General features: G+C 61.3%; 19 protein-coding genes and 3 pseudogenes. 4 read left to right on the top strand and 18 right to left on the bottom strand.

From position 1 onward, the window contains the following. Window positions 1-313 precede the first annotated feature (313 nt). The 10 genes and pseudogenes from QM996_RS33215 to QM996_RS33170 all read right to left on the bottom strand — a co-directional run. Window positions 314-1,201 (bottom strand): DUF7007 domain-containing protein, encoded by an 888-nt coding sequence (locus QM996_RS33215; RefSeq protein WP_334141885.1) that lies wholly within the window; start codon window positions 1,199-1,201, stop codon window positions 314-316. Next, window positions 1,198-1,674, bottom strand: coding sequence for a UCP036055 family protein (locus QM996_RS33210; protein ID WP_334141884.1), 477 nt, complete (start codon window positions 1,672-1,674; stop codon window positions 1,198-1,200). Before QM996_RS33210 ends, QM996_RS33215 begins: the two co-directional genes overlap by 4 nt. A gap of 96 nt (window positions 1,675-1,770) precedes the next feature. Next, window positions 1,771-3,222 (bottom strand): annotated as a pseudogene (locus QM996_RS33205) (plasmid partitioning protein); the annotation flags it as partial. Window positions 3,223-3,340: 118 nt separating this feature from the next. Continuing rightward, window positions 3,341-3,973, bottom strand: a complete 633-nt coding sequence (locus QM996_RS33200; protein WP_050746828.1) for a plasmid pRiA4b ORF-3 family protein — start codon at window positions 3,971-3,973, stop codon at window positions 3,341-3,343. Window positions 3,974-4,062: 89 nt separating this feature from the next. Next, complete coding sequence (locus QM996_RS33195; RefSeq protein WP_500270555.1) at window positions 4,063-4,563, bottom strand: hypothetical protein; 501 nt, start codon at window positions 4,561-4,563, stop codon at window positions 4,063-4,065. Next, the gene (locus QM996_RS33190; RefSeq protein ID WP_334141881.1) at window positions 4,535-6,409 is read right to left on the bottom strand and encodes an integrase; all 1,875 of its coding nucleotides are present in this window, start codon (window positions 6,407-6,409) and stop codon (window positions 4,535-4,537) included. Before QM996_RS33190 ends, QM996_RS33195 begins: the two co-directional genes overlap by 29 nt. 3 nt (window positions 6,410-6,412) lie before the next feature. Next, window positions 6,413-7,369: a site-specific integrase gene (locus tag QM996_RS33185; protein ID WP_500270554.1), complete on the bottom strand. Its 957-nt coding sequence runs from the start codon at window positions 7,367-7,369 to the stop codon at window positions 6,413-6,415. Then, on the bottom strand, window positions 7,366-8,217 hold the full coding sequence (locus QM996_RS33180; RefSeq protein ID WP_334141877.1) for a site-specific integrase: 852 nt from the start codon (window positions 8,215-8,217) through the stop codon (window positions 7,366-7,368). The genes QM996_RS33185 and QM996_RS33180 overlap by 4 nt, the downstream gene beginning before the upstream one ends. After that, the gene (locus QM996_RS33175) at window positions 8,207-9,364 is read right to left on the bottom strand and encodes a tyrosine-type recombinase/integrase (RefSeq protein ID WP_425536862.1); all 1,158 of its coding nucleotides are present in this window, start codon (window positions 9,362-9,364) and stop codon (window positions 8,207-8,209) included. The genes QM996_RS33180 and QM996_RS33175 overlap by 11 nt, the downstream gene beginning before the upstream one ends. 379 nt (window positions 9,365-9,743) lie before the next feature. Next, window positions 9,744-10,049: pseudogene (locus QM996_RS33170) on the bottom strand (ParB N-terminal domain-containing protein); the annotation flags it as partial. A 354-nt stretch (window positions 10,050-10,403) separates the two neighbouring features. Between QM996_RS33170 and QM996_RS33165 the strand changes: the two are divergent. Beyond that, on the top strand, window positions 10,404-10,679 hold the full coding sequence (locus QM996_RS33165) for a hypothetical protein (protein WP_334141873.1): 276 nt from the start codon (window positions 10,404-10,406) through the stop codon (window positions 10,677-10,679). A gap of 203 nt (window positions 10,680-10,882) precedes the next feature. On the opposite strand, the gene QM996_RS33160 is transcribed toward QM996_RS33165, so the two are convergent. The 4 genes from QM996_RS33160 to QM996_RS33145 all read right to left on the bottom strand — a co-directional run bounded on the left by QM996_RS33160 (window position 10,883) and on the right by QM996_RS33145 (window position 18,291). Next, window positions 10,883-16,054, bottom strand: a complete 5,172-nt coding sequence (locus QM996_RS33160; RefSeq protein WP_334141871.1) for a helicase-like domain-containing protein — start codon at window positions 16,052-16,054, stop codon at window positions 10,883-10,885. Window positions 16,055-16,173: 119 nt separating this feature from the next. Beyond that, window positions 16,174-16,575 (bottom strand): DUF3085 domain-containing protein, encoded by a 402-nt coding sequence (locus tag QM996_RS33155; protein ID WP_334142289.1) that lies wholly within the window; start codon window positions 16,573-16,575, stop codon window positions 16,174-16,176. A gap of 14 nt (window positions 16,576-16,589) precedes the next feature. Continuing rightward, entirely contained in the window at window positions 16,590-17,195 is a 606-nt protein-coding gene (locus QM996_RS33150) for a DUF1419 domain-containing protein (protein ID WP_334141869.1), read from the bottom strand. A gap of 67 nt (window positions 17,196-17,262) precedes the next feature. Continuing rightward, the gene (locus QM996_RS33145; protein ID WP_334141867.1) at window positions 17,263-18,291 is read right to left on the bottom strand and encodes a DUF3991 and toprim domain-containing protein; all 1,029 of its coding nucleotides are present in this window, start codon (window positions 18,289-18,291) and stop codon (window positions 17,263-17,265) included. A gap of 221 nt (window positions 18,292-18,512) precedes the next feature. Between QM996_RS33145 and QM996_RS33140 the strand changes: the two genes are divergently transcribed. From QM996_RS33140 to QM996_RS33130, 3 genes are all read left to right on the top strand, one after another. Further along, a complete protein-coding gene (locus tag QM996_RS33140; protein ID WP_334142293.1) occupies window positions 18,513-18,791 on the top strand; it encodes a hypothetical protein in 279 nt (92 codons plus the stop codon). A 656-nt stretch (window positions 18,792-19,447) separates the two neighbouring features. Further along, window positions 19,448-19,714 (top strand): antitoxin, encoded by a 267-nt coding sequence (locus tag QM996_RS33135; RefSeq protein WP_334141865.1) that lies wholly within the window; start codon window positions 19,448-19,450, stop codon window positions 19,712-19,714. Continuing rightward, window positions 19,711-20,148 carry a type II toxin-antitoxin system VapC family toxin gene (locus QM996_RS33130; protein ID WP_334141863.1) on the top strand — a complete coding sequence of 146 codons (438 nt, stop codon included), beginning with the start codon at window positions 19,711-19,713 and terminating at the stop codon, window positions 20,146-20,148. The genes QM996_RS33135 and QM996_RS33130 overlap by 4 nt, the downstream gene beginning before the upstream one ends. Before the next feature lie 209 nt (window positions 20,149-20,357). Here QM996_RS33130 and QM996_RS33125 read toward each other — a convergent pair. The 4 genes and pseudogenes from QM996_RS33125 to QM996_RS33110 all read right to left on the bottom strand — a co-directional run bounded on the left by QM996_RS33125 (window position 20,358) and on the right by QM996_RS33110 (window position 24,102). Continuing rightward, window positions 20,358-21,316 (bottom strand): annotated as a pseudogene (locus QM996_RS33125) (nucleoside hydrolase). A 119-nt stretch (window positions 21,317-21,435) separates the two neighbouring features. Then, on the bottom strand, window positions 21,436-22,065 hold the full coding sequence (locus QM996_RS33120; protein ID WP_334141861.1) for a CoA transferase subunit B: 630 nt from the start codon (window positions 22,063-22,065) through the stop codon (window positions 21,436-21,438). A 3-nt stretch (window positions 22,066-22,068) separates the two neighbouring features. After that, window positions 22,069-22,770, bottom strand: coding sequence for a CoA transferase subunit A (locus QM996_RS33115; RefSeq protein WP_334141860.1), 702 nt, complete (start codon window positions 22,768-22,770; stop codon window positions 22,069-22,071). A 195-nt stretch (window positions 22,771-22,965) separates the two neighbouring features. Continuing rightward, window positions 22,966-24,102, bottom strand: coding sequence for a saccharopine dehydrogenase family protein (locus QM996_RS33110; protein WP_334141858.1), 1,137 nt, complete (start codon window positions 24,100-24,102; stop codon window positions 22,966-22,968). Between the last annotated feature and the right edge of the window lie 55 nt (window positions 24,103-24,157).

Raw genomic sequence — 24,157 nt, 5'->3', positions numbered from 1 at the left:
GGGCAAACCGGCACGGGCCCGATCCAACCAGGTGCTCAAAGGAAGATGGCGGCCGGGGACGCTACACGTCGTCGTCACTTCCCGAACTCGCCTCAGGCTCAACTGTCGCGATGACCGTCTCGACCGAAGGCTTCGACTTGGCCATCCGGCGCCTTCCCGCGCCGATATCCAGTTTGCCGTCCCGCGAGCTGCGGCAGGACCGATGTTATCCGGCGCAAGACCTGGCGATCGATCAAATCCAACTGGCGCTGCGTCTGCCGCCGCGCTTCTTCCATAGGCGACAGTTGCGCATGGTGGATTGGTGTTGCAGTCATCACGCAACCCTCCCCTGCCAACCCACAAAACTGGACGGGCCGTCATTGGGATTGTGACGGCCAGGATCGATGACGAAACCGAAGCGATCACGCGCAGCGTATTCGGGGCGGGGCACGAGAAAGCGCATCTCCTCCGCCTGCCCATCGCGCCGGCCGCCGCGTGTCGCGATGACCTCCGTCATTTCGGCATGGTGGCTGGAAATGATCGCGGAAATCACGATCCAGTCGCCGGCATGCTTGCGCTCGAAAGCTTCCCGGTCCTTTGTCCAGGATTGGCCGGGGGCGAGTTCGCGGCCGTGGATCTCCTCCCAGGCGGACGGCCAACTGTTGCGGATGGTCTTGTCGGCACATTCGCGCTCGTAGGCCGTGAACAGGTCCGGAAAGGAGAGGGCGACAATCGCCCATTCCGCGTCTTCCTCGTACCAGGGCGAGGACTTTCGCAGCATCGGCAGGACGCGGGCATTCCGCTCGGCCGACAGATGAAACCCGCCATGGCCGGCCGTCACATGGGAGACGATCCCCTCGGCATAGATGGTCGCGTGCTGCGACGAACCCCATGGCGTACTTGCGGCCACGCGGGTTTGGATCCGCCCGAGGGCGGAGAGTTCACGCTTATGCCGCGCCGTTTCGAACACACGCGTGCGGAACGCTGCCTCATCTTCGAGGCGCCCTTCGTGACCGTAGAAATCGGTGCGCGTCAGCTTTGACATCGGACGGACGAGCCGCCAGCCGCTTGCGAGGAAGCTGGTTCCATCCCGCGCCGGCACCATAGCCAAAAGGATATCTCCGAGGCGGGCGACCGGAAACCCGTCGGCGCTGACCCCTAATTCCACACCCAAATCCTCTGAAGTCGAGACCAGTTCATGCTGGAGATCGGGCGTCCTCATGCCGCAGCCCTCCCTTCGACATGAGCAGCAGCCGCCTCGTCGGCGGTCACCTCTTCGAGCACGGCGTTGGGATAGCCGTGTTCTTTCAGCCAGGCCGCCGCCGCCTCGCAATTGTCGGCGAGATGGACAAGCTCCGCGTTCGCACCGGCGCGATCGAAGACGCGGATAGAACCGAGGGCGGGGCGCTCGAGAACCTTGAAGGTCAGAACGGAATCGAGACAGAAGGTTCGGTGAATGCGCAAGACGACGCTATTCTTGCCGCCGAAATCCGCCTCATGCAGCGTGAAATATCCCGGAGAGACGTAGTTTCCGGATTGGCGCGGACCCTCCTTGCGGATCAGGCGGCCGCTGCTGTTGCGGGTCTGCCAGGCCGCGAGCTTTTTCTTGAAACGCTCTGGCGGGCGAGGCGAGCCGTCGGACCAGGCGACGATACAGCCGATCGGGGCGAGGTCGTAGATCAGGGACGCAGACATCAGATATCTCCTTGAAATTCTGCGGTTCATGGAAACGAAGCCGCCGCCGGTGGTGGCCGGCGGCGAGTGTCGATCGGATGAGAAGGGAAGTGCGGGCTATTCGGCCGCAATGCCGTAGGCGGCTTCGTCCTCGTCGGGCGCGCCGTCATCGGCCTCCGGATCGTTGACGTCGAGACCGGCCGCCTCGCCGGGAGTGCTGCCGTCGGCGAGCTCGCCGTCAAGACCAAGAGTCGCTTCTCCGGAAGCGGCCGCGTCCTCCTCTTCCACGATCTCGCCTTGCTTGATCAGATCGGCAAGATCCTTTGGATCGGGTGCGAACAGGGCTGCCGGATGGACGAAGTGCCCTTGCCTGAAGTGCTCGACGAGCGCAGCGCGGGTCTCGCGGACCTTGGGGCGCGGGAGAACCGAGGCGTCCTTGCACGAGGCCTCAAGTGCCTGCCGCGACAGGCAAAGCAGGAAGTCTTCCGTGCCCATATTCGGGAGATAGCCATCCGCGCCGATGGCGTCGCCGGCGATGCGCGAAGCGATCCCGCTGTTCGACATGCCGCGGCGGCAGGAGAGCACGTCGACCAGCATCGAGCGGGCGGCAACCCGCAACGTGTCTATGTCGAAGGAAAGCTTGCCGTCGCCGTCGATCAGCCGAACCGCATGGCGCGCAAACCGCTTCGTCCCGAAGACGGTGTCGTTTGCCCCGGAGTCGACCCGGACATTCATGCCGGCAAAGGCAAGCACGAGGAGGGCCATCAGCGTGTCGTCCTCGATCGGCGCGCGTGCGAGCGCCTCGTGCAGCGCATCGGTCCTGAGGTCACCGATCATGTCGTGGCCCTTTTGCGTGACATCAGGACGCGGCTTCGGCGCGTCGATCACATCGTCGCCCGCGGTGGCACCACCTTCGACAACCGCTCCCTTGCCCCCAGACTTCTTCTCCTCCGGCATGCGGTAATGGACGGTCTGAACCTTGCCGTTCCGATCCAGATACATGGCGGTGTGATCGCCCTTGCCTGGTTTGCCGTAGACGCGGCTTGCCTTCTGCGGCAGCTTCACGTCACCCCACTGTGTGACTTCCGCAATCATGCCCTTCTTGGGCAGATTGTTCGTCATCCACTCCTGCTGGGCGCCGAGATAGGCATCGACGTTGGTGGTGTAGCGGCTGTCCTCGTCTGCGGGAGCGAACAGATCCTCGATCCATTCGATGCCGTAGGCTTCCCTGAGATCGTCGCCGAAGCGCGCATCCTTGGCATACATGCGGGTCTTGCTCAGCGCGTTGGCGATCTGCCACCACGCAGCAGGCTGGCCCTTCTTTGGCTTCTGCGCCTTCCAGACTTCCTTCTGCTCATCGAGGCTGGCAGCCGCGATTGTCCGAAGCTGCTGCTCGTTCGGCATGTCGCCGAGAACCATCTGATCGAGCATTGCCGCGAAGACGTTGGCGAGCAGCCGCAACTTGCGGATCTGCCGGACGGGCAGTGCAAGCGCAACCGCGATCGCTTCCTCCGTCCAGTCGAGTGCGATCAGGCGCTCGATGCCACGCCACTGGTCGACGGGGTTGAGATCTTAGGTTATGCGTCAAGTGTCCTTTTAGCTGGAAGATACTGATTGTGGGGACTTTTCAGCTCTGACCGGTATTTCGAGTGTATCTTTGGCTCCGCAACTCTCTTGGAGCCGTCAATCAGGCACATTCGCGACGGAAGCGATAGTTGCCCTTTGATACGCGCATGGCCTTGGCAATCGCCTTATTGATGTCATCGAGATTGCAAGTTTCCGGATGGAACTTGCGGCCTACCCATCGCCGCATGGCTTTGTGCTCATCATGCTCAGGATCGAGCCAGGCGTCGAGGAAGTCGGCATAACCTGAAGTTCCTCCAACATCTTCTGGAGGCCCGGACCGTTTGCCGGCAATGCAGCGGGGATATTGCACACCTTCCTCGCGGGCGACGCGCTCCAGACGCAGCAGATGACGCCAATTATCGCCGAAGTCGTATTCGTAGAGGATCGTCAGAGCGCTTTCGTCGCGGTCGTACGGGAAGTGAAGGTCAATCATTCTGACCTCGGTCGCCTCAAAGGTCCGGCTGTCGGACAGACCGTCCTCATCGAACTCCGGGGCGCCGTAGATCAAACCGCCGATGTTGAACTGATGCAGATGACTGTCGGTCCAGCCGAAGGCAGCCTGCAGCACTTCGTGGAGTTGGGCGAGGTTGAGAGTGATTGGCAGTTCGAGAGTGCGGCTGATCTCGGGATCGATGTCGAGGATATGAACCTCGGCGCGCACGATGAAGCTATCTGGGTCAAACGGGTCGAGCATATCGGGATCATGCCGGGCATAATGGTCGCACGCAATGGATGAGCCAGCAATTGTTGAGTGTGGCGACACAAAGTACTCCGTGATCGCGATCAGGATTTTGGTCCGCGCGGGATAGGAACGGGTTTCATGCCGCGATCGCGTTCGGCAACAAGGCGGGCATTATGACGTTTCTGCCGCTCAACCTCCGTTTCGGCTTCGAGGATGCGCTTCAATAGGACGGCATTTTCCGTCACCATACGCCGCTCCTCGATCTGCAAGACCTGGATCAGAGCGCGCTGCTGGGCGAGTTTGTCTTCCCAGGCCGCCAGCTTCTCGGGGACGATCTTGCGATCGCTGGCGCGACGCAACTCGTCGAACATCGAGCGGTGGTTGGTGTAGATGGCGTTGCGGCCGACACGCGCTTCGCGTGCGAGCGTGGCAATGGTCAGACGGTAGGATCGCTTTTGCAGGTCCGGGTGTGTGGGCAGTCCCTTCACCAGGCGCTCCAGAGCCTCCCGCAGCTTGCGGTCGGTGTTGCGCAGGCGTTTTTCCTGCGGCGTCAGCGCCGGTGTTTTACTCAATTTACGTGCCATCGCGACCATCCTTTCCATGATCGAGTTCGCCAAGGATGCGATCGCATTCGGCGATCCGTGTTTCCGCAACCCTGCGGCTGACCGGGTCGAGGCCAGGATGAGCGAGAAGATCGGCATTGCGGTCGCGGCGCGCCTGCCAGACCGGTCGATGCCGGGCCGTGACGGCAAAGTTGGCGCAGGTGAGACACGTGCTTTCAGTCCGCAGCGCGGGGTTGGGTCCTTTCTCGTCGCCGAAGCAGGCAGCCGTTTCGACGCGGTAGACACAATAGCCCCAGTCGCAGACCCCGAGGCGGAGGTCCGTTTCTTCCATCAGGAAACGGACATAAGCCTGGACATCGCCGTCGCGTGTGCGCCCGCGGAACTGCGAGCGAGCGGCAATCATGCGTCCACCCTTGCCGGCGAGCGTCATCGCCGTCAGCACCTCTTCCAGGGCGGCGCGGGTTTCTTCCCGGGTATGCCGATCGATCAGGTCGTCAAGCGCGAAGTCGGTTCCGACATAGCCACGATCGGTCATGGCCCGGGTCACATGGCCGAAGTGCGCCTGAAGCGCATGTAGTCCGGTGCGGTCGCGTTTGCCGACAAAGCGCGCAAAGGTCTTTCGGCCCTGATGGGTGTTCAGATGCCAGGGCTCGCCCTCGTGGTCCGGCAGGCCGATGAACGGTGCGAACAGATCGTTCAGCCGCCGTATGATCGTGGAGACGACGGGCAGGTCAGTTCTCGCAGCGGGACCGACAAGGCCCGTGCTGGCCATCACCAGAAAGAGCTCGGATCGCCCGCTTTGGGCCCGCAGGCGAGCGGTCAGTTGCTCCATGACCAAGACGGCCCGTTCGACGGGCGCTGGAGCAACCCAGCGGTGGGCTTCGCCGTCGACGCCGCCCGCCGTCTTGTAGATCTGGCCGGCGAGATAGGCGAAGCTCTCGCTGCCATCACTGGCAGGATGCTGCTCGATGCAGCCGACCTGAAGGCCAAGGATCTCCGAGACGCGGGCGCCGACCAGATAAGCGATGACGACAAAGCATGCGTCGTAAATGCGATCTGCAAGATACCGCACCTGCTTAGTGCTGGTGACAGGCGCTTCATGCCAGGGAGATTCCTCTCCGGACAGGGTCGAGAAGGTAAACTCCCGGATCGCGTCGGTCGCGACGAACCCGGCCTTCGTCTGGCTGATGCCCCTGGCAAGGGCATCGTCATACGCAACCTGCGCCTGCGTTTGCAAAGCGATGACTTCGTCCGCCGGCTGTTCGATCAGCCGCAAGGCCGCCGAGACCAATGGCACGGCGACCGCGTCCGGCGTATAGGGGAGCCAGCCTCGGTCACGCCGAACGAACGGCGGCACGATTCCTGGGAATGGATCATCAATTGTCACTTCCGGGAACTTCGATCCTTGGAGATACAGAAGCGTCAGCAAATTTGCGTAGTGTTGCAGGGTCATGGCCGACAGCGCCTTGCCCGGCTTGCTGCCAGGACGCTGCGCCATCGCCGCCAAGAACCTATCGCTGCCATCGCGGTCGAGATCGGCGAAGCTGCGGTACCCTTGCGCCGCCATCCAGCGGATCAGCGTCCTCTGCATATTAAAGACGCGGACGATCGTCGAATCGTGAACGTTGCGGCGGCCTGCAGGCGGGTCCAGCTTCAGGCTCCACAGGAACAGTTTGGCCGCCTCTCGCCAGTCAGCCCATTGCGGATCGCTGAACCCGCTGTCGTCGGCCAGGGCAAATCCCCAGTCGAGCGAGAAGTCACTCCGGTTTGCGCCGGGGCGATGGCCGTCGAGATGCCAGACCTGGTCTGACCATACCGAGCGCGCCGATATTCGAAGCGCTGGCCTTGCCGCGGCTGCAAGATCGGGTGCCGTGGACGCTTGCATCGCTCACTCCAGCGCCGGCAGGATTGGCAGAGCCAACATTCGACCTTCGGCTTCCGCACGCAGCGACTGCGGGAAGTCCGGCAGGATGTCGTCGACCAGGATGCGCAGGCTCGGCGCATACAGAAGCTCGAAGCGGCGCGGATCGATGCGCTCGCGTGCGCGATCCAGTTCCTCCTTCGCCTGAAGGACACGCGCCATGTGCTCCGCATCGATCGGGATGACCAGTCCCGGGCAGCGCAGGCATCCGCCGAAGTGCCGGCAGATCCTGCCAGTCGCCGATCCAGGCGCTGTGCCAGTGGCCGGGTTGAGGCAATCATGGCTGAACGGAGCCGTCGCATCGCTCGCCAACGCAATCCGGTCACGTTGCGCCTGATCTCCGGCGTCCGCTCTTATTCCGATGATCCAACCGAGCATCAGCCCCTGCAACCGGGCGATGGTCTCGCGTTGGACGCGACGCGTCTCTGGCCCCTTGATGTAAAGCTCAGTCGTGTCGGCGCGAGCGTGATTGAGCACGTCTTGTGTCGCGACGATGTCGCCGCCGGACGCCTTGTAATATTCGGTGGCGACGCTGCCCCGCAGCAGAACGGCGGCAAAATCCGGCAAGAGTTGGCGTGCGCGCTCGGGCGCCGCCTTGTTCCAGATGGATATCCGGGCATTCGAGCGTTTGATGAACGCCTTCAGGGCATGCGACAAGGTCGCCTCCACGACGAGCGTCACCGCGTCCTTCTTCTCACTCTTCACCAGGAATAGCCGGTTGCGATCCTGGCGGCTGGCCCGGGCCGCGAGCGGCGCGGTCATCGCCAGCAATTTATCGATTAAGTTCGGCGCCGCATGTCGCCGACGCCGGTCGAAGGATCGCCGCTGCGCGCGCTTCACCTTCGCACCGGCCCGGGGCTTGGCCCATTCGACGATGATACGATGCTCATCGAGCGGATGCGCCACTTGGCAGTCGCGCGTCACCAGTCGCAGTGCATCCGGATTGCCCGCCGCCTGGATCGAAAGCGCGATAAAGAATGCGACGACCGTTTCGCCGGTAGATAACCGCCAAGGTGACGAAGGCCGCCATGACGATTGACCGCCGATATGTTGACGCCGCCGCGGATCGCAAGCGTCCGCGACGGCAGCACGCCGGCATTCACACCCGCAAGCGCCAGGACCAGGTGGCACAGCTCGGGATCGACGCCATCGACCGGGCCGCTCGCCGCAAGGATGGTCCGTCCCGTTTCGAAGCGCTCCCACGCCTCGTCGATTTCCTCATAGCACGCGCCCAGGATCGCCTTGAGATCCGCTGCGCCAAGACGCGGTCGCGTATCGGCATTGCGGCTCGGCCAGACCCGCCAAGGGAAGTCGATGCGGGCAGGCAGCCGGGACGGATGCCGGCGCTTGGTCCAGTCGATCATCTGGCGAAGCTGCATCAGCACATTCGCCCGCGATCCCTTCGACCAGGGCCGGTTCGTCTGTCCTCCAACCTGGCGATCCAGCCACGCGATGTAGCGCCCCACCATCGCACTGGTCAGATCGTCGGCGGACAGGACCTGGCCGTCCTCCACCACAAAGCGCGCGAACGTCCGCAGCGCCATCCAGCAATGACGCTGTGTCTCCCGGCTCGATGCCGCATGATGGTGGCGGAAAGCATCGGCCAAAAGTATCGCGATGTCCGACGGCAATCCGAGCGTGCCGGGCTCGTAGCGCTTTGTGACCTCGCCCCAGCCGTCGCGGAAGACGACGATGGTGTCGGCCGGCCGGTCCAGAACGATCGGTGTCGCAGCCGACAGCCGCCGGTCGATGTGCCCGCGTCTAACGGCCATCGGGGATCAACTCGCCATAGAGATAGTCGATGCTGTCGGCGAGTTCCCGGGCATTGAGCTCGACGCAGCGCAGGTAGATCGCCGTGCTCTGGATCGAGCTGTGCCCCAGCAGAACCTGCACGATCTTCAGCGGATTGAGGTCCGGCGTGGTCAATGCCTGCCGCTGCAACCGCACCAGCATCGTCATCGCGAATGTGTGCCTCAGATAATGCAAGGTTCCCGTCACACCGGCCGCCCGGAAGGCCTCAGCAAACACCGCCGTCAATCGCGCCTTGCTGACGGCGTTTCCCTGAAGGTTGAGAAAGAGCGTGGAGGGCGGCCGATAATCCGGTCGCTGGCGCCGCAACGCCCGGACCTGCGGCGTGCGAACCTCGTCGATATAGCGCTGCGTGCGGTCGACCAGGCGGATCGGCGGGTAGATCGTGCGCGGCTTGTCACCCTTGGTGATTGTCAGCGGCACGCCGATCAGAGGATGATCGTCGTCATCCAGATGCGCCGTCTCCGGAACCTGGAAGACGGCAAGGCCGCAAAGCTCCTTGCGCCGCAATCCCGTCGCCAGCGCCCATTCCGCCATCAACCGGTAGGGCATCTCGAGATGCGCAAACACCCGGCGCAACTGATCGACACGCAACGGTCTCGGCAGACGTTCGTGCTCGGCGACCGTCAGGATATTCGCCGCCATGATCCCCGGACGCCCATCCACATGCGCCAGGAATGATTGTCGCCGGCCGGAGCCCACTCGAACGTCGACGAACTGGAACGGCAGGCTCTCAATCCAGCCGCGGCCCTGGGCCCATGCATAGAACCGGCAGACCGTACGGACCCGATCGTTCACCGTCGAGCGCGCGTATGGCCGTTTCGTATGCGGGCTCGGCTGTGACAGCATGCGATTGCGCCAGGCCGCAATCTCCGCCTCGCTCACACCGCGCCAGTCGAGACCGGATTGCTCCAGGCTGTCGAACCAGTCATGCAAGTGCTCGCCGTAAGTCCGGATAGTTTCCGCGGCGTGGCTACGACCGGGAATCGTCGCCAGTTCCATCAGCCAGGCAAACGCCGGCTCGATGATCGACATCCGTTCCGACACCAAAATTGGAAAGCCGGCCGGGATTGCGGCATAACCCATCGCCGCCCTGATGATCCGCACCACGATCTGTCCTCTTTGCCCGCCGTCGCTCAAAACAACAAAAGACATCAGCAGGACCCAAAGCCCTGCCCAGCAACAAAGAAGACAGTTTCTCGAACCGGATGTTATCTTGAGCGGAGCGCCTTCGGCGCACTCTTCTCTTTTGAATGCGAGGGGTTCCCCTCGCGCTCTCCCGTTCGCCACGTGGCAGGGGTGCAGGACTTCGCCTACACCCCATCAAAAAAGCTTGTGGTGTCGCCGCCGCCTCAAGTGTTGTCCTCGCTACGCTGCGGGAACACTTGACCCGGACGTCCGTGTGCCTTCCTCGATATGCCCCGCGAATATGGCCCACAACCATGACGGTCATACGAACTCAACAGGACAGTTGCGACGCAGAACCTAAGAGCGGCTCCCTGGCGATGTTCTCGACCATCGACCGCATGGCGCCATTGTCGTTGGCGGCTTCGACGACGAGTACGTCGATTTCCTCAAGGCCCGCGGCGATCGCCATGCGGGTGCGTCGATGGCCGGCTTCGATGACGTAGCCGTTCCCGCCATCGGTTTCCGGAAAGATGACGGGCGGTTGGATGATGCCGACAGCCTTGATCGTGGCGAGCAACAGGGCGTCGGCCTGTGGGGTGGACTTCGACTGGCGGGTATTGTCCGGATTGTCCTTCAACGAGCGCGGATCGACCTTCATGATGTGCATGGGATTTTCCTCTTCCGGGGTGCGGGACGCGGCTTCGTTGCCGGTCCTTCCTGTCTTCATTTTTTTCGAAGACACCTCCCGGACCGCAGGGCGGGCGGCCCGCCGCAATTGCGGCCGAGCGTCCCTGCTGCGATGTCTAAGCGGGGCTTGAGAGCCCTGCGCAGGACGAGTGGCCGGGATGCGGAGGCGGCGGTTGAGAGCAAGCGGCGACGGGAGGACCGATCTGCGACCGGTTTCTCTTCCCTCTGCCTTCTTCTTGCGCTCCCTTCTTCGCGAAACTGCAGCTCACACTTTTGATAGTTCACACCAGCGGGAAAGGAGGCGTAGATAGGCCGTAGCTCGAGGAGGTTCAGGATGCATGATACGAAAGAGATATTTGCCTATCAGGTCATTCCAGGAACAGACGAAGTCCTGGCGTTCACGGAGACCTTGGGAACCGCCCGGCAAGAGGCGTCCCAACATTTCGAAGGCCTGAGAGCCGAGGACGAAAAGGTGGACGCCGGAATTGCAATCTACAAAGTCAGCTTGAAGAATCCGGATCTTTTCGACTTCGTAAATGTCCTGAACCACCCCGAGGATGCGAGGGAGCGGCTGGTCGAAACGATCGAGCGGGTCGAGCTGATTTCCTGAACGCAGGAAAACCGCGGCGAGGATGACCGCGTAGAGGCCGTTTCGGCGAACGGAAATCAGGTCAAAAAAAGAGGGCCACGAGAAAGCTCGGGCCCTGTAGGTATGAAGGTAATTTAAACCTCCAGAGGGGAACAGCTGCTGCGGCGGCACTGGGAGGAAAACCGCCATGTGCATCAGCTGGGTGCGTTATGATCGCTTTTTGATCAGGTGGAAATGAATTTTTGTGCAATGCAGCTATGCGAATGCTGCGTCGCATCTAAAATGGCGCCCTGATCAAGCAGCCTGGCTTCGGCGCCCTCAACCGCCGCAGCAGCGAGAGCATCGTCGACTTCGCGCAGCTGGCGGCGCTTTTCGGCAAGTTCGTCGGCGAAGGCGAAAGTGCCGCCTTCGCGCGAGCGATAGGAGGCAAGCCGCCGGTGCGCGTCATCCAGACGATGGCGATAGCGCTCCCGCTCGTCCTCAAACCCGCCGAGTGCATGCTCGAGGCGGGAAATGGCACCGAGCGGGGTCACGGTGACCCCAAGATCGATCTCGTAGCCGGCGCCGGTGCGCTGGAGCGTGGTGGAGTAGCGATATCCATCACCCTTTCCGAAGCGCTCGCCCTCATAGACCAGGTCGAAGCCGCCGATCGATGCGAGGCAAACCTCGCCCTGCTGTTGTAGCTGGAGAAGCGTGAGGATTTCCTTCATCAGTGCGCGACCGGCGTCCTTGCGCTCGTCGTAAGCCCTGCCGGCGATGTTCATCGAAAACACCTCGCCCGCAGTCGGCACAAGTCGTTCGATGTCCTGGCCGATCTCTGCGATGCGACGGGTCGAAACCTCGATGTCACGCTCTGCATCGCGAACCTGCCGGCGCACCGCATACTGGTCATCGTCGTGCGCCGAGCGCAGCCGTTCCAGCCGCGCGACATCGGCTTCGAGACCCGCTTTCTGCATCAGCCGCTCATCACCGGAGGCGATCGCCTTGGCCATGGCGAACTGGTTGGCTTGCCCTTCACTGAGGTCTTCGAGCCGGCGGATCGAAGTATCTCCGCTGAGTGCAGCCGCGATGAAGCGCGCCTTGCGCTCGTTGTTCTGCCACATGGAAGCGTCGAGGCTGCCCTCCGTCGCATAGGCGAAAATATCGACGACATCATGCTGGTTGCCCTGTCGGACGATGCGGCCCTCGCGCTGTTCGATCTGGGACGGCAGCCACGGCACATCGAGGTGATGCAGTGCCTTGAGCCGGAGCTGAACGTTGACGCCCGTCCCCATCGTCTCCGACGATCCGATCAGGAACCGTACCCGGCCGGCGCGGACATCACCGAACAGCCGCTGCTTGGCCTCGGTCTTCTTGTAATCCTGCATGAAAGCAATTTCAGAAGCCGGAACGCCCAGCCGGACGAGCTCGTCGCGGATCCAGCGGTAGGCGGAAAAGCCGCGGGTTTTCTCGACATTGATCGTTCCCAAATCGGAGAAGATCATCTGCGCGGCGCCGGGCAGGTCATAGGGCTTGCCATCCGGCCGGAGATAAGCGGCATCACCCGTTTCTTCCCAAATCCGAAAGGCATTGCGGACGAGAAGGTTGAGCTTGTTGTCCTCCTCGTTGTCGTTGGCCGGCATAACTAGGCGGAGATCAATCGCTGCATGGCGACCGTCGGTAATGACCGAGAGCAGGATATCGTCGCCGGGCTGCGCCGGTCCCTCGCGCATCTCGATTGCCTTGATGCGGGCGTCGAGGATCTGCTGATAGGCCTTGAACGCCGGCGTCGGCTTGGCGGTCAGGATCTGGCGCCGCCCGGTGGAGATATCAGGCACCCTGACGTAATCGCGGAGATCCTCCGGCATGACGACATCGGCAAAGGCCCGGAACATGGCAATAAGTTCGGGAACGTTGACGAAGCTCGCAAAGCGGCTGACCGGCTTGTATTTGCCGGACGGCTGGATCTCCAGCTCGGTCGTCGTATCCCCGAAGCACGACGCCCAGGCGTCGAATTCGTGCAGCCCGCGTTCGGCGAGAGCCTGATGACCGAGCAGCCGCTGGATCGAGAACATCTCACCGAGCGTGTTGGTGATCGGCGTACCGGAGGCAAGCACCAGGGCGCGCCCGGGATTCTTCGTTTCCACGAAGTGGGATTTGACATAGAGGTCCCAGGCGCGCTGGGAACCGTTTGGGTCGATGCCCTTCAGCGTCGACATGTTGGTCGCGAAGGAAAGCTTCCGGAACTCCTGGGCTTCATCGACGATGATCTGGTCGACACCGATCTCGGAGATGGTGAGCAGATCGTCCTTGCGGGTCGCAAGCCCTTCCAGACGTTCCTGCAAGCCTTCCTTCAAACGCTCAAGACGCTTGCGCGAGACGCGGTCCTCGCTGTCGACCTTGGTCAGCAGATCCTCGTAGAGTTGCAGCTCATCGTGGATCATCTGCTGTTCGAAGGCAGACGGCACGGCGATGAACCTGAAGGCCGAGTGCGTGATGATGATCGCATCCCAGGTGGCGGTGGCCGCCCGCGACAGGAATCGCGCCCGCTTGTCCTTGGTGAAGTTCGTCTCGTCGGCGACGAGGATACGGGCATTGGGGTAGAGCGCAAGAAACTCGCGCGCCGCCTGCGCCAGGCAATGGCCGGGCACCACCAGCATCGCCTTTGCGATCAAGCCGAGCCGGCGCTGTTCCATCACGGCTGCGGCCATTGTCATGGTCTTGCCGGCGCCGACCGCGTGGGCCAGATAGGTCGAGCCGGAAGAGATGATCCGCCAGATGCCGCGTTTCTGGTGCCCATAAAGTACGAAGGCGCCAGAGGTACCCGGAAGTTTCAGATGCGAGCCGTCGAACCGCCTGGGCGCGATGTTGTTGAACCGGTCGTTATAGACCCGCGCCAGCCGGTCGGTGCGATCGGGATCCGTCCAGACCCAGTTCTGGAAGGCTTGCTTTGTCTTCTGCAGCTTGTCGCGCGCCGCCTCGGTATCGACGACGTTCAGGACCCGCCGCTCGCCGCCGGCGTCCTTGAAGACATCGAAGATCTGCGGCACGCGGCTGTTCAGCGCATCGGCCAGCAGTTCGCCGGCATCACGGCGGCTGGTGCCCCATTCGGAGGTGCCGGCCGCACTATAGGAAAGCTGCCGTGCCTCGACGGTCCAGGAGCCGAGCTCCGGCATATGGTGGATCCTGATGTCGGCGCCCATCATCTCCTTCACGAAGGCGACGACGTCGCTTGCCGGAATCCACGGCGCACCGAGGCGCGCGGTGATGTCGGAGGGGCGAAGATCGGCGGGCTGTACCGCCTGAAGCGCGCGAACGTTGCGCTCGTAGGCCGGATCGAGCGCCGCGGCTGCTTCGGCGACAGCAAGCTTCGTGCGGACCGCTCCAGACAGGTAGGCATCCGAGGTCTGCCAGGAGCCATTGGCAGGATCCTGGAAGATCGCATCGCCGAGTTCGTCGACGACCGCGTCGACCTCTCTGTGCAGCAGCTCGGCGATATGCTCAACATCAACGCGACCACGCTCGTTGAGGACAACGGCCAACGCATCGGCAGCACTGGTGATCACAGGCGGGGCAGGGGGAGAAATCACGCGTTCGGAAAAGATCGGACCCGGCTTTGCCGTGTCGGTGTCGAGGTCGTAGTCTTCGATCGAAGCGACCAGCCAGCAATCTGGATCGTCGAGAAAGGGCTGCAGGTTCGGACGGCGGTGCGTTTCGCGGACCTCGCCGGATTGTTCGTCCTCGCTGATCGAAACCGTGGTCCGATTGATCGGACCGAAATCGCGCACGAAGCTCGACCAGGCGATCCTCAGACGTACCTGTGCATCACGCCAGGGCCGATCCAACTCCTGGGCTTTCAGCACTTCGCGAACGGCATCGCGGATGGGGATCAGTTTCCTGATAATGCCGATATGCTTTTCCGGGATGCCGTCACCGGTACGGCCCTTGCGCACCTGGACTTCGACTGGCGTGCCGTCGAGCATCTGCATGAGACCGCGGCGACTGTCGACAAAGAAACTACCCTCCCGGACCTGCCGGCTTTCAGGGCGAAGATCGACGATCTCGCCGAGCTCATCCTCGAGGTCGATGTCGATCTTGGTCGGCTCGCTGTCATAGCGGCCTTCGGGAAGGAGACGAATGGCCGTCTGCAGTGCCCCCTCAAGGTCCTCGCTGGCACGCAGCCGGCAGGTGTAGGTCTCGCCGAACGGCCCCGAGGTGAGGGCATGTTCGCCAAGCACGAATTCGGGATGCTCTGCGAACCAGCGGTTCACACGGATAGCGCCCTCGTCCTGCATCGCGGGCCGCACCGCCTCGAGATCGAGCCACGACAGATCGGCCTCGGCTTCCCCGACCTTGCGCTTGCGGAAGAAGAGAAGGTCGACGACGACATCCGTACCGGCGTCGCGGCGGAAGCTGCCCTCCGGCAGTCGGATCGCTGCGATCAGGTCGGCGGTCCCGGCGATATGCTCGCGCGCTGTCGCGTCTGCCTTGTCCATAGTCCCGGAGCTGGTGACAAAGGCGGCGAGTGCTCCGGGCTTCAGGAGGTCGATCGACCGGGCGATGAAGTAGTCGTGCAACCGGAGCCCGAGCGAACGATAGGCCCGGTCAGACCGGACGGTCCGGTCGGAGAAGGGCGGATTGCCGATTGCAAGATCGTAGATTGGCGCCAGATCGGTCCGCGCAAAGTCGCCGTTGATGATGCGGGCCTTCGGCTGCAGCAGCTTGACGATACGGGCAGTGACGGGATCGAGCTCGACGCCGGTGACGAAGCTCCCGTCGCGGAACGCCGCCGGCATCAGGGCAGGAAACAGGCCCGTGCCGATGCCTGGCTCGAGTACGCGGCCGCCGCGCCAGCCCATGCGCTCCAAGCCCGCCCAGATCGCCCGGATGATGAATTCCGGCGTGAAATGGGCATATTGCGTGCAGCGAGCGAGCGACGCGTAGTCGGCGCCCGAAACGGCGGTCTCGAGCGAGCTGCCGAGTTCGCTCCAGCCTTCGCGGTAATCGATCTCCCCGGGACGGCGGAACATCCCGTTCGCCAGTTCCGAGGCGCCGAACCCCGTGAAGCGGATGAGTTGCGCCTGCTCCTTCGGGGTGGCAGGTCGATCCTGCTTCTCGATGTTGTTCGCGATCAGGATCGCGGCAACATTGGCGCGGGCGCGATCCTTCCAGGATCCGGCCAAGCCTCGATCCGCATCGTCGAGGTAGAAATTCGATCGGTTGCCGCGTCGCCGGGGCGCCGGACGTTCTATCGCCGTTACCGGCAAGGCCGGGGCAGGAGAGGGCGGCGGCGGTTCGGGGTCGTCGTCGTTGGCGGCGACCGGCTCGAAGCCGCCGAATGCCGTGACGCCCAGGCCCAGGCCGGACGACAATGCGCTCCTGCCGAACATGTCGAGAGTGAAGGGATCGTTGCTCATGAAATTTCCTCTCAAGTGGGCGAGCGTCATCGACCCGCGGGAAACCACTTGCGGGATTGAAGAGCGCTCAGGGTTTTGGGGATTGGTAGCCGAAGGGGCCTGGGCTGGTCGCGAGAGGCCTAGGGCTTCGCGATCAGGGCGAGCTGCATCGAATCCTGAAGAAACGCGATGCGAAGGTGCGTCGCCTCCGGGGCGGCCGCCATCATGGCTTCCAGCTGTTCCGCATCGATGAAATCGACGCCATCATCGCCGCCAAAGGTCCGTCGTTTGACGTCGAACCAATCGTCATTGGTGCGAGGGTCGCATTCCTCGGCATAGACGACCAGCGGCCTTGTACCTTCGGGCAGTTTGCCGTTGGACATCAGATAGACGCCGTGATCTCCGACGAGGCAGAGACCCGGCTGTTCGTCCTTGCCAGGGAGCAGACCGTAATAGGGGTTGCGGAAGCCTCCATTGGCTTGCGCGTCGGCACGGCCGCGGGCGATCGCCTCACGCACGGCTGTAAGCGGGAAGGAAAGCACGAGGGTGGCCTCCTTCACGCGGCGATCGGCGAGGGGAGGTGGCGCAGCTGCACCGGTAGCTTGGCCGCGATTTCGTCGTCGGTCAGATCGTCCAGCAGTTTCAACGTGCTGCCCGTCTGGCCGTCGTAGAGTGTGATCGTGCGCCTGCCGCGCGCGGCTTCGGGCCAGCGATCGCCAGCATAGCCACGATAGTCGGCCGCCGTGGTGCTCCAGATGTGCTCCAGACGTTCGTCGCGCGTCATGGCGCATACTGGCCGGCTTTCGCGCTCGATGATCGCAACGCGCATGCGCTCGACGGCCCCTTTGTCGGAAAGATCGCAATAGCCATGGAAATGGCGGATGACGCCATCGATACGCAGGGCGAAGAATACGCTCGTCACCGATCCGGTCAGAAACTCGCGCATCGCGAACATCGCTCCACGAATCCAAAGCGGTGGCAGGATTTCGAACATGTAGTCATGCTCGGCCTCGATGATCTCGAACCATTCGCCGGTATAGAGCGGCGCGGCGTCGCCGTCCCAACGGTTCGGACGCTGGGCATGCCGGTCGAACATGCGGAACATTTGCTGACGTGAGGCGACACCCTGGAAGACCTTGCGGATTGCGGGAGAGGGATTCATCTGCGGCTCCTTCGAGATGGTTCCGGACCGAAGCGTGAGCACTGTCCTTCCGACCTTGCCATCCTCTTCAGTCCTTCATGACACCTCCCAGGCCGCCGGCATCGCGGCCGGCCGGGTCAAGGGCCGGCTCCGCCGGGCGAAGCTTCCCTTGACGCGGGCGGCGCGAATGCGGCACGCCGCCTTCCTTCCTTTGCCTCTTTTCTTTCTCCCTGATCTTCAGGGTCTCGTTCCAATCCTCCTCGGACGGGCGGAGCCGCGACCAGTCGCAGCCGGTATCGTCGGCGAGCCCACGCAAGCGCTCGGCAAACATCTCTCCTTGTGGATTGGCGTCAGTGGCGGCGACCAGGAGAACGTCAGGTCGTGAAGCCATCTCCCGCAGCGCCGCCTCCGTGGACGGCGACCATCCACCGCCAGTGCTCAGGTAAAGGGTGCCGTCCCGCAGCCCCTCGATGGCGGCAAGGCTCATGGCGTCGATCGCAGCTTCTGTGACGGCCAGGCGCAACGCTGTGTCCGGCCCCAGACGGAAGAGAACCTTCGTTCCTCCGGAGGCGAACCCTCTGTACTCAGGACCTCGCGCCTCCCAGCCGGTCACAGTTCCAGCGTTATCCGTATGCGTCGCCCACATGCTGCCATATGGGCCCTCCCGGAGACGATCTTGCCGGATCGCGGCGCGGAGCAAACGGGCCGGCAGGAAGCGCTCACCGTAGAGATAGCCCCATGTCGACGAGCCGGGCCAGGGACGGCGCCGTGCCTGCCAACGCTCGGGCAAAGAAAGATCGTATTCTTGATCAGGCCTCTGGCGCTGCAATTCCGGCTCCGTGATCGCAAAGCCGACGAGACCGGCGACCCTTCCGGCCCCTTCGAGAAAGCCGACATGATCGAGATGCTCTACGAGCCCGAACACATCGCCTTTCGCGTCGCTCAGCGGATCGAACCATCCGCGTCCCTGATGGGTGACGATGATGATCTCGCTCCCCCGGCGAAACTTCATCGCCCGCCGGGTACTCTCCTTCACATCTATCGCGAAGCCCGCCTTCTCGAGAACGGCAGCACAGCTGACCCGTTCGCGTAGGGCCTCTATTTCTTCTCTGTTCATGCCTCTTCTCCTTGGCCTTTCCTTGCCCGTCGCCGCGGGCACACTTCCACCCGCCGCGAAGAGCAAAGGCCGCAAGGGCGCGCCCGGCAATTGTCGGATCATGCAAACCGGCGTTGGCCGCGGCGAAGCCTCCCTTGCGGCCTGCCGCTCGCAAGCGGCAGGTCGGAACGGCCCAAGGACCGAAAGACGGCGGCTCAATGAGCCGCCCAAGGGAAAAATTCATGGACGATCTCAAGATCGTCATCAGCGTCGATCTCGTCAGAAGGGAGGACGCCGTATTCGCCGTCGACCGAGAAGAGAGTGACCGGGACTATCAGGTCGCGGGAGAGCTGGAAGGCGTGGGACTGGGCGAGAGAAAGGTCGTGCGACATTTGAGAGGCTCCATCTGGAGCGGGCCAATTCCCGCTCGATGGCTCCTCAAAAGGCCCGGCGACGGGCGCGATCACCGCGAGGCGAAGCCGGAGCGGCCGCAGCTTGCTAGCGGACCCTTTACGGGTTGATCGTGGAAGATCCGGCGCAGGGCCAGGACGCCATCAAAGAGAGCGGGGTTGGATTCTCTCTAATCGGCTCGGGCTCTTCGCGTGTCTTTTGTGAGTGTTCCGCCGTTCACGGGCATCAGCGTGGTGAACACGGCCTTCCGTATCAACGCTCATCATTGGGCGTCGGATCGACACTACGGTGAGTGTGCGCAATAGGTGGCACCGAAGCCGACCCAACCTGCCAGAGTTCCCTCAGATCATTCGGACTTGCGATGGTTTGCCTTGTCAGGTGGATCCGCTATCGGCTTTGTCGCGAGCGAGACACGCGCGTGTTCCAGATGCCGCTCAATTTCGGTAACGCTTTTGCCTACCCGCTGCCTTGATTGCGCCGCGCTCGAGTTCTGAAGATACATCGCGACATCCGCTCGCACCCTTTCTGGACCGCGCGACAGGGCCGCGTCCTGCTTCCCGGGGCGTAGCGGGAGCGCAGAGAAGGAAGGTGGGCGAAATGCTGTTTGGAAGAGAAGGGGCAAAGCCCCGATTCCACCAATCGGCGCTTTGGGCAACGGATCGTCATTTACCCGAAACTGGACCTTCACCGAGCAGGTCAGGCTCTCGCTTGAAATCTCCCTCGCCAGCATGTATATGCAGATGTATATGCAGAAGAGGAGAGTTTCATGCCGCAGACCAGACACCACGAACCTCCTGCAAGGGAAGCTAAGCTCTTCCGGAATAACAGGAGCCAGGCTGTTCGCATCCCGGCCGACTTTGAGCTTCCTGGCGATCGAGTGATGATCCACCGTGACGGGGATCGGCTTATCATAGAGCCGGTGCGCCGCAAGAACCTGCTGGAAGTCCTGGCAGGTCTGGATCCCCTTGGGCCTGAGGATCAGTTCCCCGATATTGACGAGACTTTGTTGCCCGCCAAGGAAATCGACCTGTGAGTAGCCTTTTCATGCTGGACACCAATATTGTGTCCGAGCTGGCACGGAACCCGAGAGGGCAGGTTGCTGAACGCATTGCCGAGGTCGGACCAGATGCAATCTGCGTCAGCATTATAACGGCGGCAGAGCTGCGTTATGGATGCGCCAAGAAGGGATCCCCGAAGCTGCTAGCCCAGATCGAAGCCATTCTCGGAAGTATTCTGGTGCTCGCACTCGACGTGCCCGCCGACACCAAGTACGGCGACATCCGGACTGAGTTGGAAGCCAAGGGCAAACCAATCGGCCCAAATGACCTATTGATCGCCGCTCATGCCTGTGCCGCCGAAGCAGTCCTCGTCACAGCCAATACCGGGGAGTTCATGCGCATTCCCAACCTCCGCGTTGAAAACTGGCTGGACTTGACCTCAAGGCAATCAAAGGGCGCCGCCAGCTGAGGAAACCTTGGGCGCCGGCAAATTGCCGTTATGTTATATCATTACTAAAATCACGTAAGAGTTATTATGGAACTTTTTTAACAGTTCTGTGTCGGCCAGTTCGTCAGCGTCTCTTGGCTGTGGCCGAACGAAGGAATTCTTCGAGGGCCCCTTCAAGACACAACTTCGCGTAAAACGCGCAAAAATGGTTTTGATTTTTTGGTACGCCCTCAAGGGAGCGTCCGAAGGCGATCGATCAAGAAGGCATAGAACTGATCGGCGTCGATGTCGTGCATGAAATCAACGTTTGGCTGGCGTTGCGTTACCTGCCACCAATCCACAACACTCATACCATAAGTCAGTTCCCCCTGAGCTCGATGCCCACATGAACTCGACGACCGTGAAACAACTCGGGCCGGAGCAAAAAGGCAATTGCACATGGGTCATGGAGAGGAGCCGCTTCCCAACCGTACTTCTCCACATCGAAAGACTCAGAGAAGGAAAGCATGTCAGCGACAGCGCGGCCGCAGCGATTGCCGATTGTCCGCATGGCTTCAAGCCGTGTCTCGGTGGTAAGGCATTTGTGCATCACGTCCAACGGGATCATCGTGATCGGCAAGCCGCTGCGTAAAACAAGATCGGCGGCTTCCGGATCGACATACTCGTTGAAACTTGCTGCTGGCGTGATGTTCCCGCCTTCAAGATGAGTTCCCATGATCATGACGAGCCGCTCAATCTTCTCCGCGATATCCGGAGCTTTGACGAGCGCTATCGCAAGATTGGTTACTGGACCTAGAGTAACAAGCGTAATGCTGCGTGCCGGATTTCTCCGAAACGTATCGATCAAGTAATCCACCCCGTGAATGTCGGACACCGGAACCTTAGGGTCGGATAAATCGACGCCATCAAGGCCGGTTTCTCCATGCACATGCTCCGCCGTAACGAGGTCCCGTCTCATTGGCCTGACGGCTCCAGCATAGATCGGCACGTCAGCGCGATCGGCTAATTCTCGTATTTGCTGTGCATTGCGAGTCGTGCGGTGAAGTGGAACATTTCCAGCAACAGTCACGATCCCCACTACTTCCAGTTCCGGCGACGCCAAAGCCAGCAAGATCGCAACAGCATCATCCTGACCGGGATCTGTATCAATAATGATTTTGGTAGAAGCTATGCTCTTTCTCCTCTGCATGAAGGTCATTTCGCTTGAGGTTGTTCTTCACCTCACCATTCTGAATTTGAAATGGCACGCGCTCAGCTAACGGGAGAAACGCTCAGGGAAAAATAATTTGCCGTCAGTCCGGATCGGTGTCACGCGATCACACGCGCCTCGGTTGCCTCGCGGAGACTATGTTCAGCGACCCCTGGCGCCAATTCCACGATCTTTAGTCCCGCGGGTGTCACGTCAAGCACACCAAGATTACTGATAATTCGATTCACAACCTGCTTTCCGGTTAGCGGCAGGGTGCATTTACGCAACACCTTAGACTCGCCGGCCTTATTCGTGTGATCCATCAGAACGACCACGCGCCTCACGCCAGCGACTAGATCCATAGCACCTCCCATACCCTTGACGAGTTTTCCCGGTATCATCCAATTTGCGAGATCGCCCTCCTCCGAAACCTCCATCGCGCCTAGGATTGCCATCGCGATTTTGCCGCCGCGGATCATGCCAAAGGAAGTGGCGCTATCAAAATAGGCAGTTTGCGGAAGTTCCGTGATTGTCTGCTTGCCTGCGTTAATCAGATCGGGGTCCTCATCGCCTTCAAAAGGAAACGGCCCCATTCCCAACATACCGTTCTCAGATTGCAAGGTTACCCGTATCCCCTCGGGGATGTAGTTTGACACCAAAGTCGGGATACCAATACCAAGATTCACATACCAGCCGTCCTGAAGCTCTTGGGCAGCGCGCGCTGCCATTTGGTTTCGATCCCAAGCCATACTTTAGGCCTCCTTTTTACGGACGGTTCGCTGCTCGATCTTCTTCTGATGCTGTCCCTGAATAAGGCGGTGGACGTAGATCCCAGGCAAATGGATGTGGTCAGGATCGAGCGAGCCCAGCGGTACGATCTCCTCAACCTCTGCGACGCAAATCTTCCCGCAGCTGGCGGCTGGCGGATTGAAGTTGCGGGCGGTTTTTCGAAAGATCAGATTACCTGTGGGATCGGCTTTCCACGCTTTCACGATCGAAACGTCGGCAACAATCGCGCGCTCGAGAATGAAAGTCCTGCCGTCAAACTCCTTGTGCTCCTTGCCGTCGGCTATGACCGTTCCAACCCCTGTTGGGGTATAGAAGGCCGGGATCCCCGCCCCGCCCGCTCGCATGCGCTCGGCTAGAGTGCCTTGCGGATTGAATTCCAACTCAAGCTCGCCACTCAGATATTGCCGCATGAATTCGGCGTTCTCGCCCACGTAGGATGAGATCATTTTTTTGATCTGCCGCGTCTTGAGAAGGATGCCGAGACCGAAGTCGTCGATGCCGCAGTTGTTCGACGCGATAACGATTTCTCTGGTACCCGCGTTCCTTATCGCCGAAATCAGAAGTTCAGGAATGCCGCACAACCCGAAGCCGCCCGAGGCGATCGTCATGCCGTCAAACAGAATGCCGGCAAGCGCCGCCTCGGCGCTTGAATAGATCTTGCTCATACTTGCCCTTCCCTCCCATTTCGCACCAGACCAGCGCGCCGACTTCCCCTGATTTCTCTCGCCGGAAAAATATCCGTCGAGACCTCATATTAAGCATCATCGAACGCGTGCTGCGTTGGCCGATTGGGCGGCAGCAGATGCTTCAGCATTGTAAAGTCAACGCCATTTCAACTGCGTCCACAATTGGGCCTGCATTCAAAAGCAGGTGGTTACAATCCCATCCGCGAAAGTCCCCGCTTCCCTCGCTAGGCGCAGGAAGTGATCGATGCCTTTCTGATAAGAAATGACCTCAACTCCATTTGCTCCCGCTGGGACGCTACCCTCTAAAAGCGAGAGGGCCGCAGCCGCCATGCCAAGTCCGGTGCCGCGACTCATGTCCCCCGCATCGGTGATCGACTTCATGATGACCGGAACGTTCTCCTGGGTACCGAGTACGTTGACTTGCGTTGCCGACGTCCGTTGCGCGCCTGGCTTCATCTCATGGCGTTTCCAGAGCAGCTTCCAAAGTACTTCAATCGGCTGGATGTCTTTGCCGTCAATCTCAACCGTTATATCGGTGTGGCCGAATCCTATCCGCCCGAGCGTCGAAAAAGCAGCATTCGCCCAGTTAGGAAAAAGCGACCCTTTACACTGAACCAGCGCCAGATCGGGTCGAAACCGCCCAAGCGTTACCGGCTCTGGATGGGCTGTGTCATAGGCCTCAATTCGATTGAACGGGGGCGGGACATCAAAGCTTTCCGCCGTCTCTGGAACAAACCCTTTGGTAAATTCCATCCCGCCGTTGCGCCACGTGGGGCAAGGCGCTACCGCCATGTGCAGCATGTGTCGCAATACAGCAAGACCGCCCGGATCGGGTTCCCGTGTTATCCAGACGATTTTGATGCCATCGAGTCCCGGATGGCCTTCAAGCAGGCTGCAGGCAAGCCAATTGGAGACGCCTGGCGAGAGCCCACCGCCGGTAATCACTGGCACGTTTTCGGCTTTCGCTGCCTCGTCGAGGGCAAGGATGGTCCTTGTGCCTTCAGCATCATCCCCAACGTCGACATAAGCCGCGCCCGCTGCAATCGCAGCCCGTGCCGCGCCATCCGAGCCGAGGAAGAAGGGGCCGGCGAAATTCAAAACCAGGTCCATGCCGGATGCATCCAAGCCTTCCCGTGAAATATCGCCTTGTCGACTTTCAACCCGGTCGGACGCGATAGCTTCGGCAAGGCGCAAACTCTGCGCGGACCGATCGACCACAACAAATCTTGCCGCCGGCAGCGAACGCGCAAGGATAGAGAGTGCGCTCCTTCCCATGTGACCGGCACCCACCAGCATAATCGTTGGAGACATCGCCTCTCTCCCGTAAATAACGAATGTTAATTCATTAAATGCTTCTATGTCGCGC

This window comes from Sinorhizobium chiapasense (assembly GCF_045277575.1).
Classification (GTDB): domain Bacteria; phylum Pseudomonadota; class Alphaproteobacteria; order Rhizobiales; family Rhizobiaceae; genus Ensifer; species Ensifer chiapasense_A.
The sequence above is the reverse complement of the archived record's forward strand: the minus strand, read 5'-3'. Positions and strand labels throughout refer to the sequence as shown.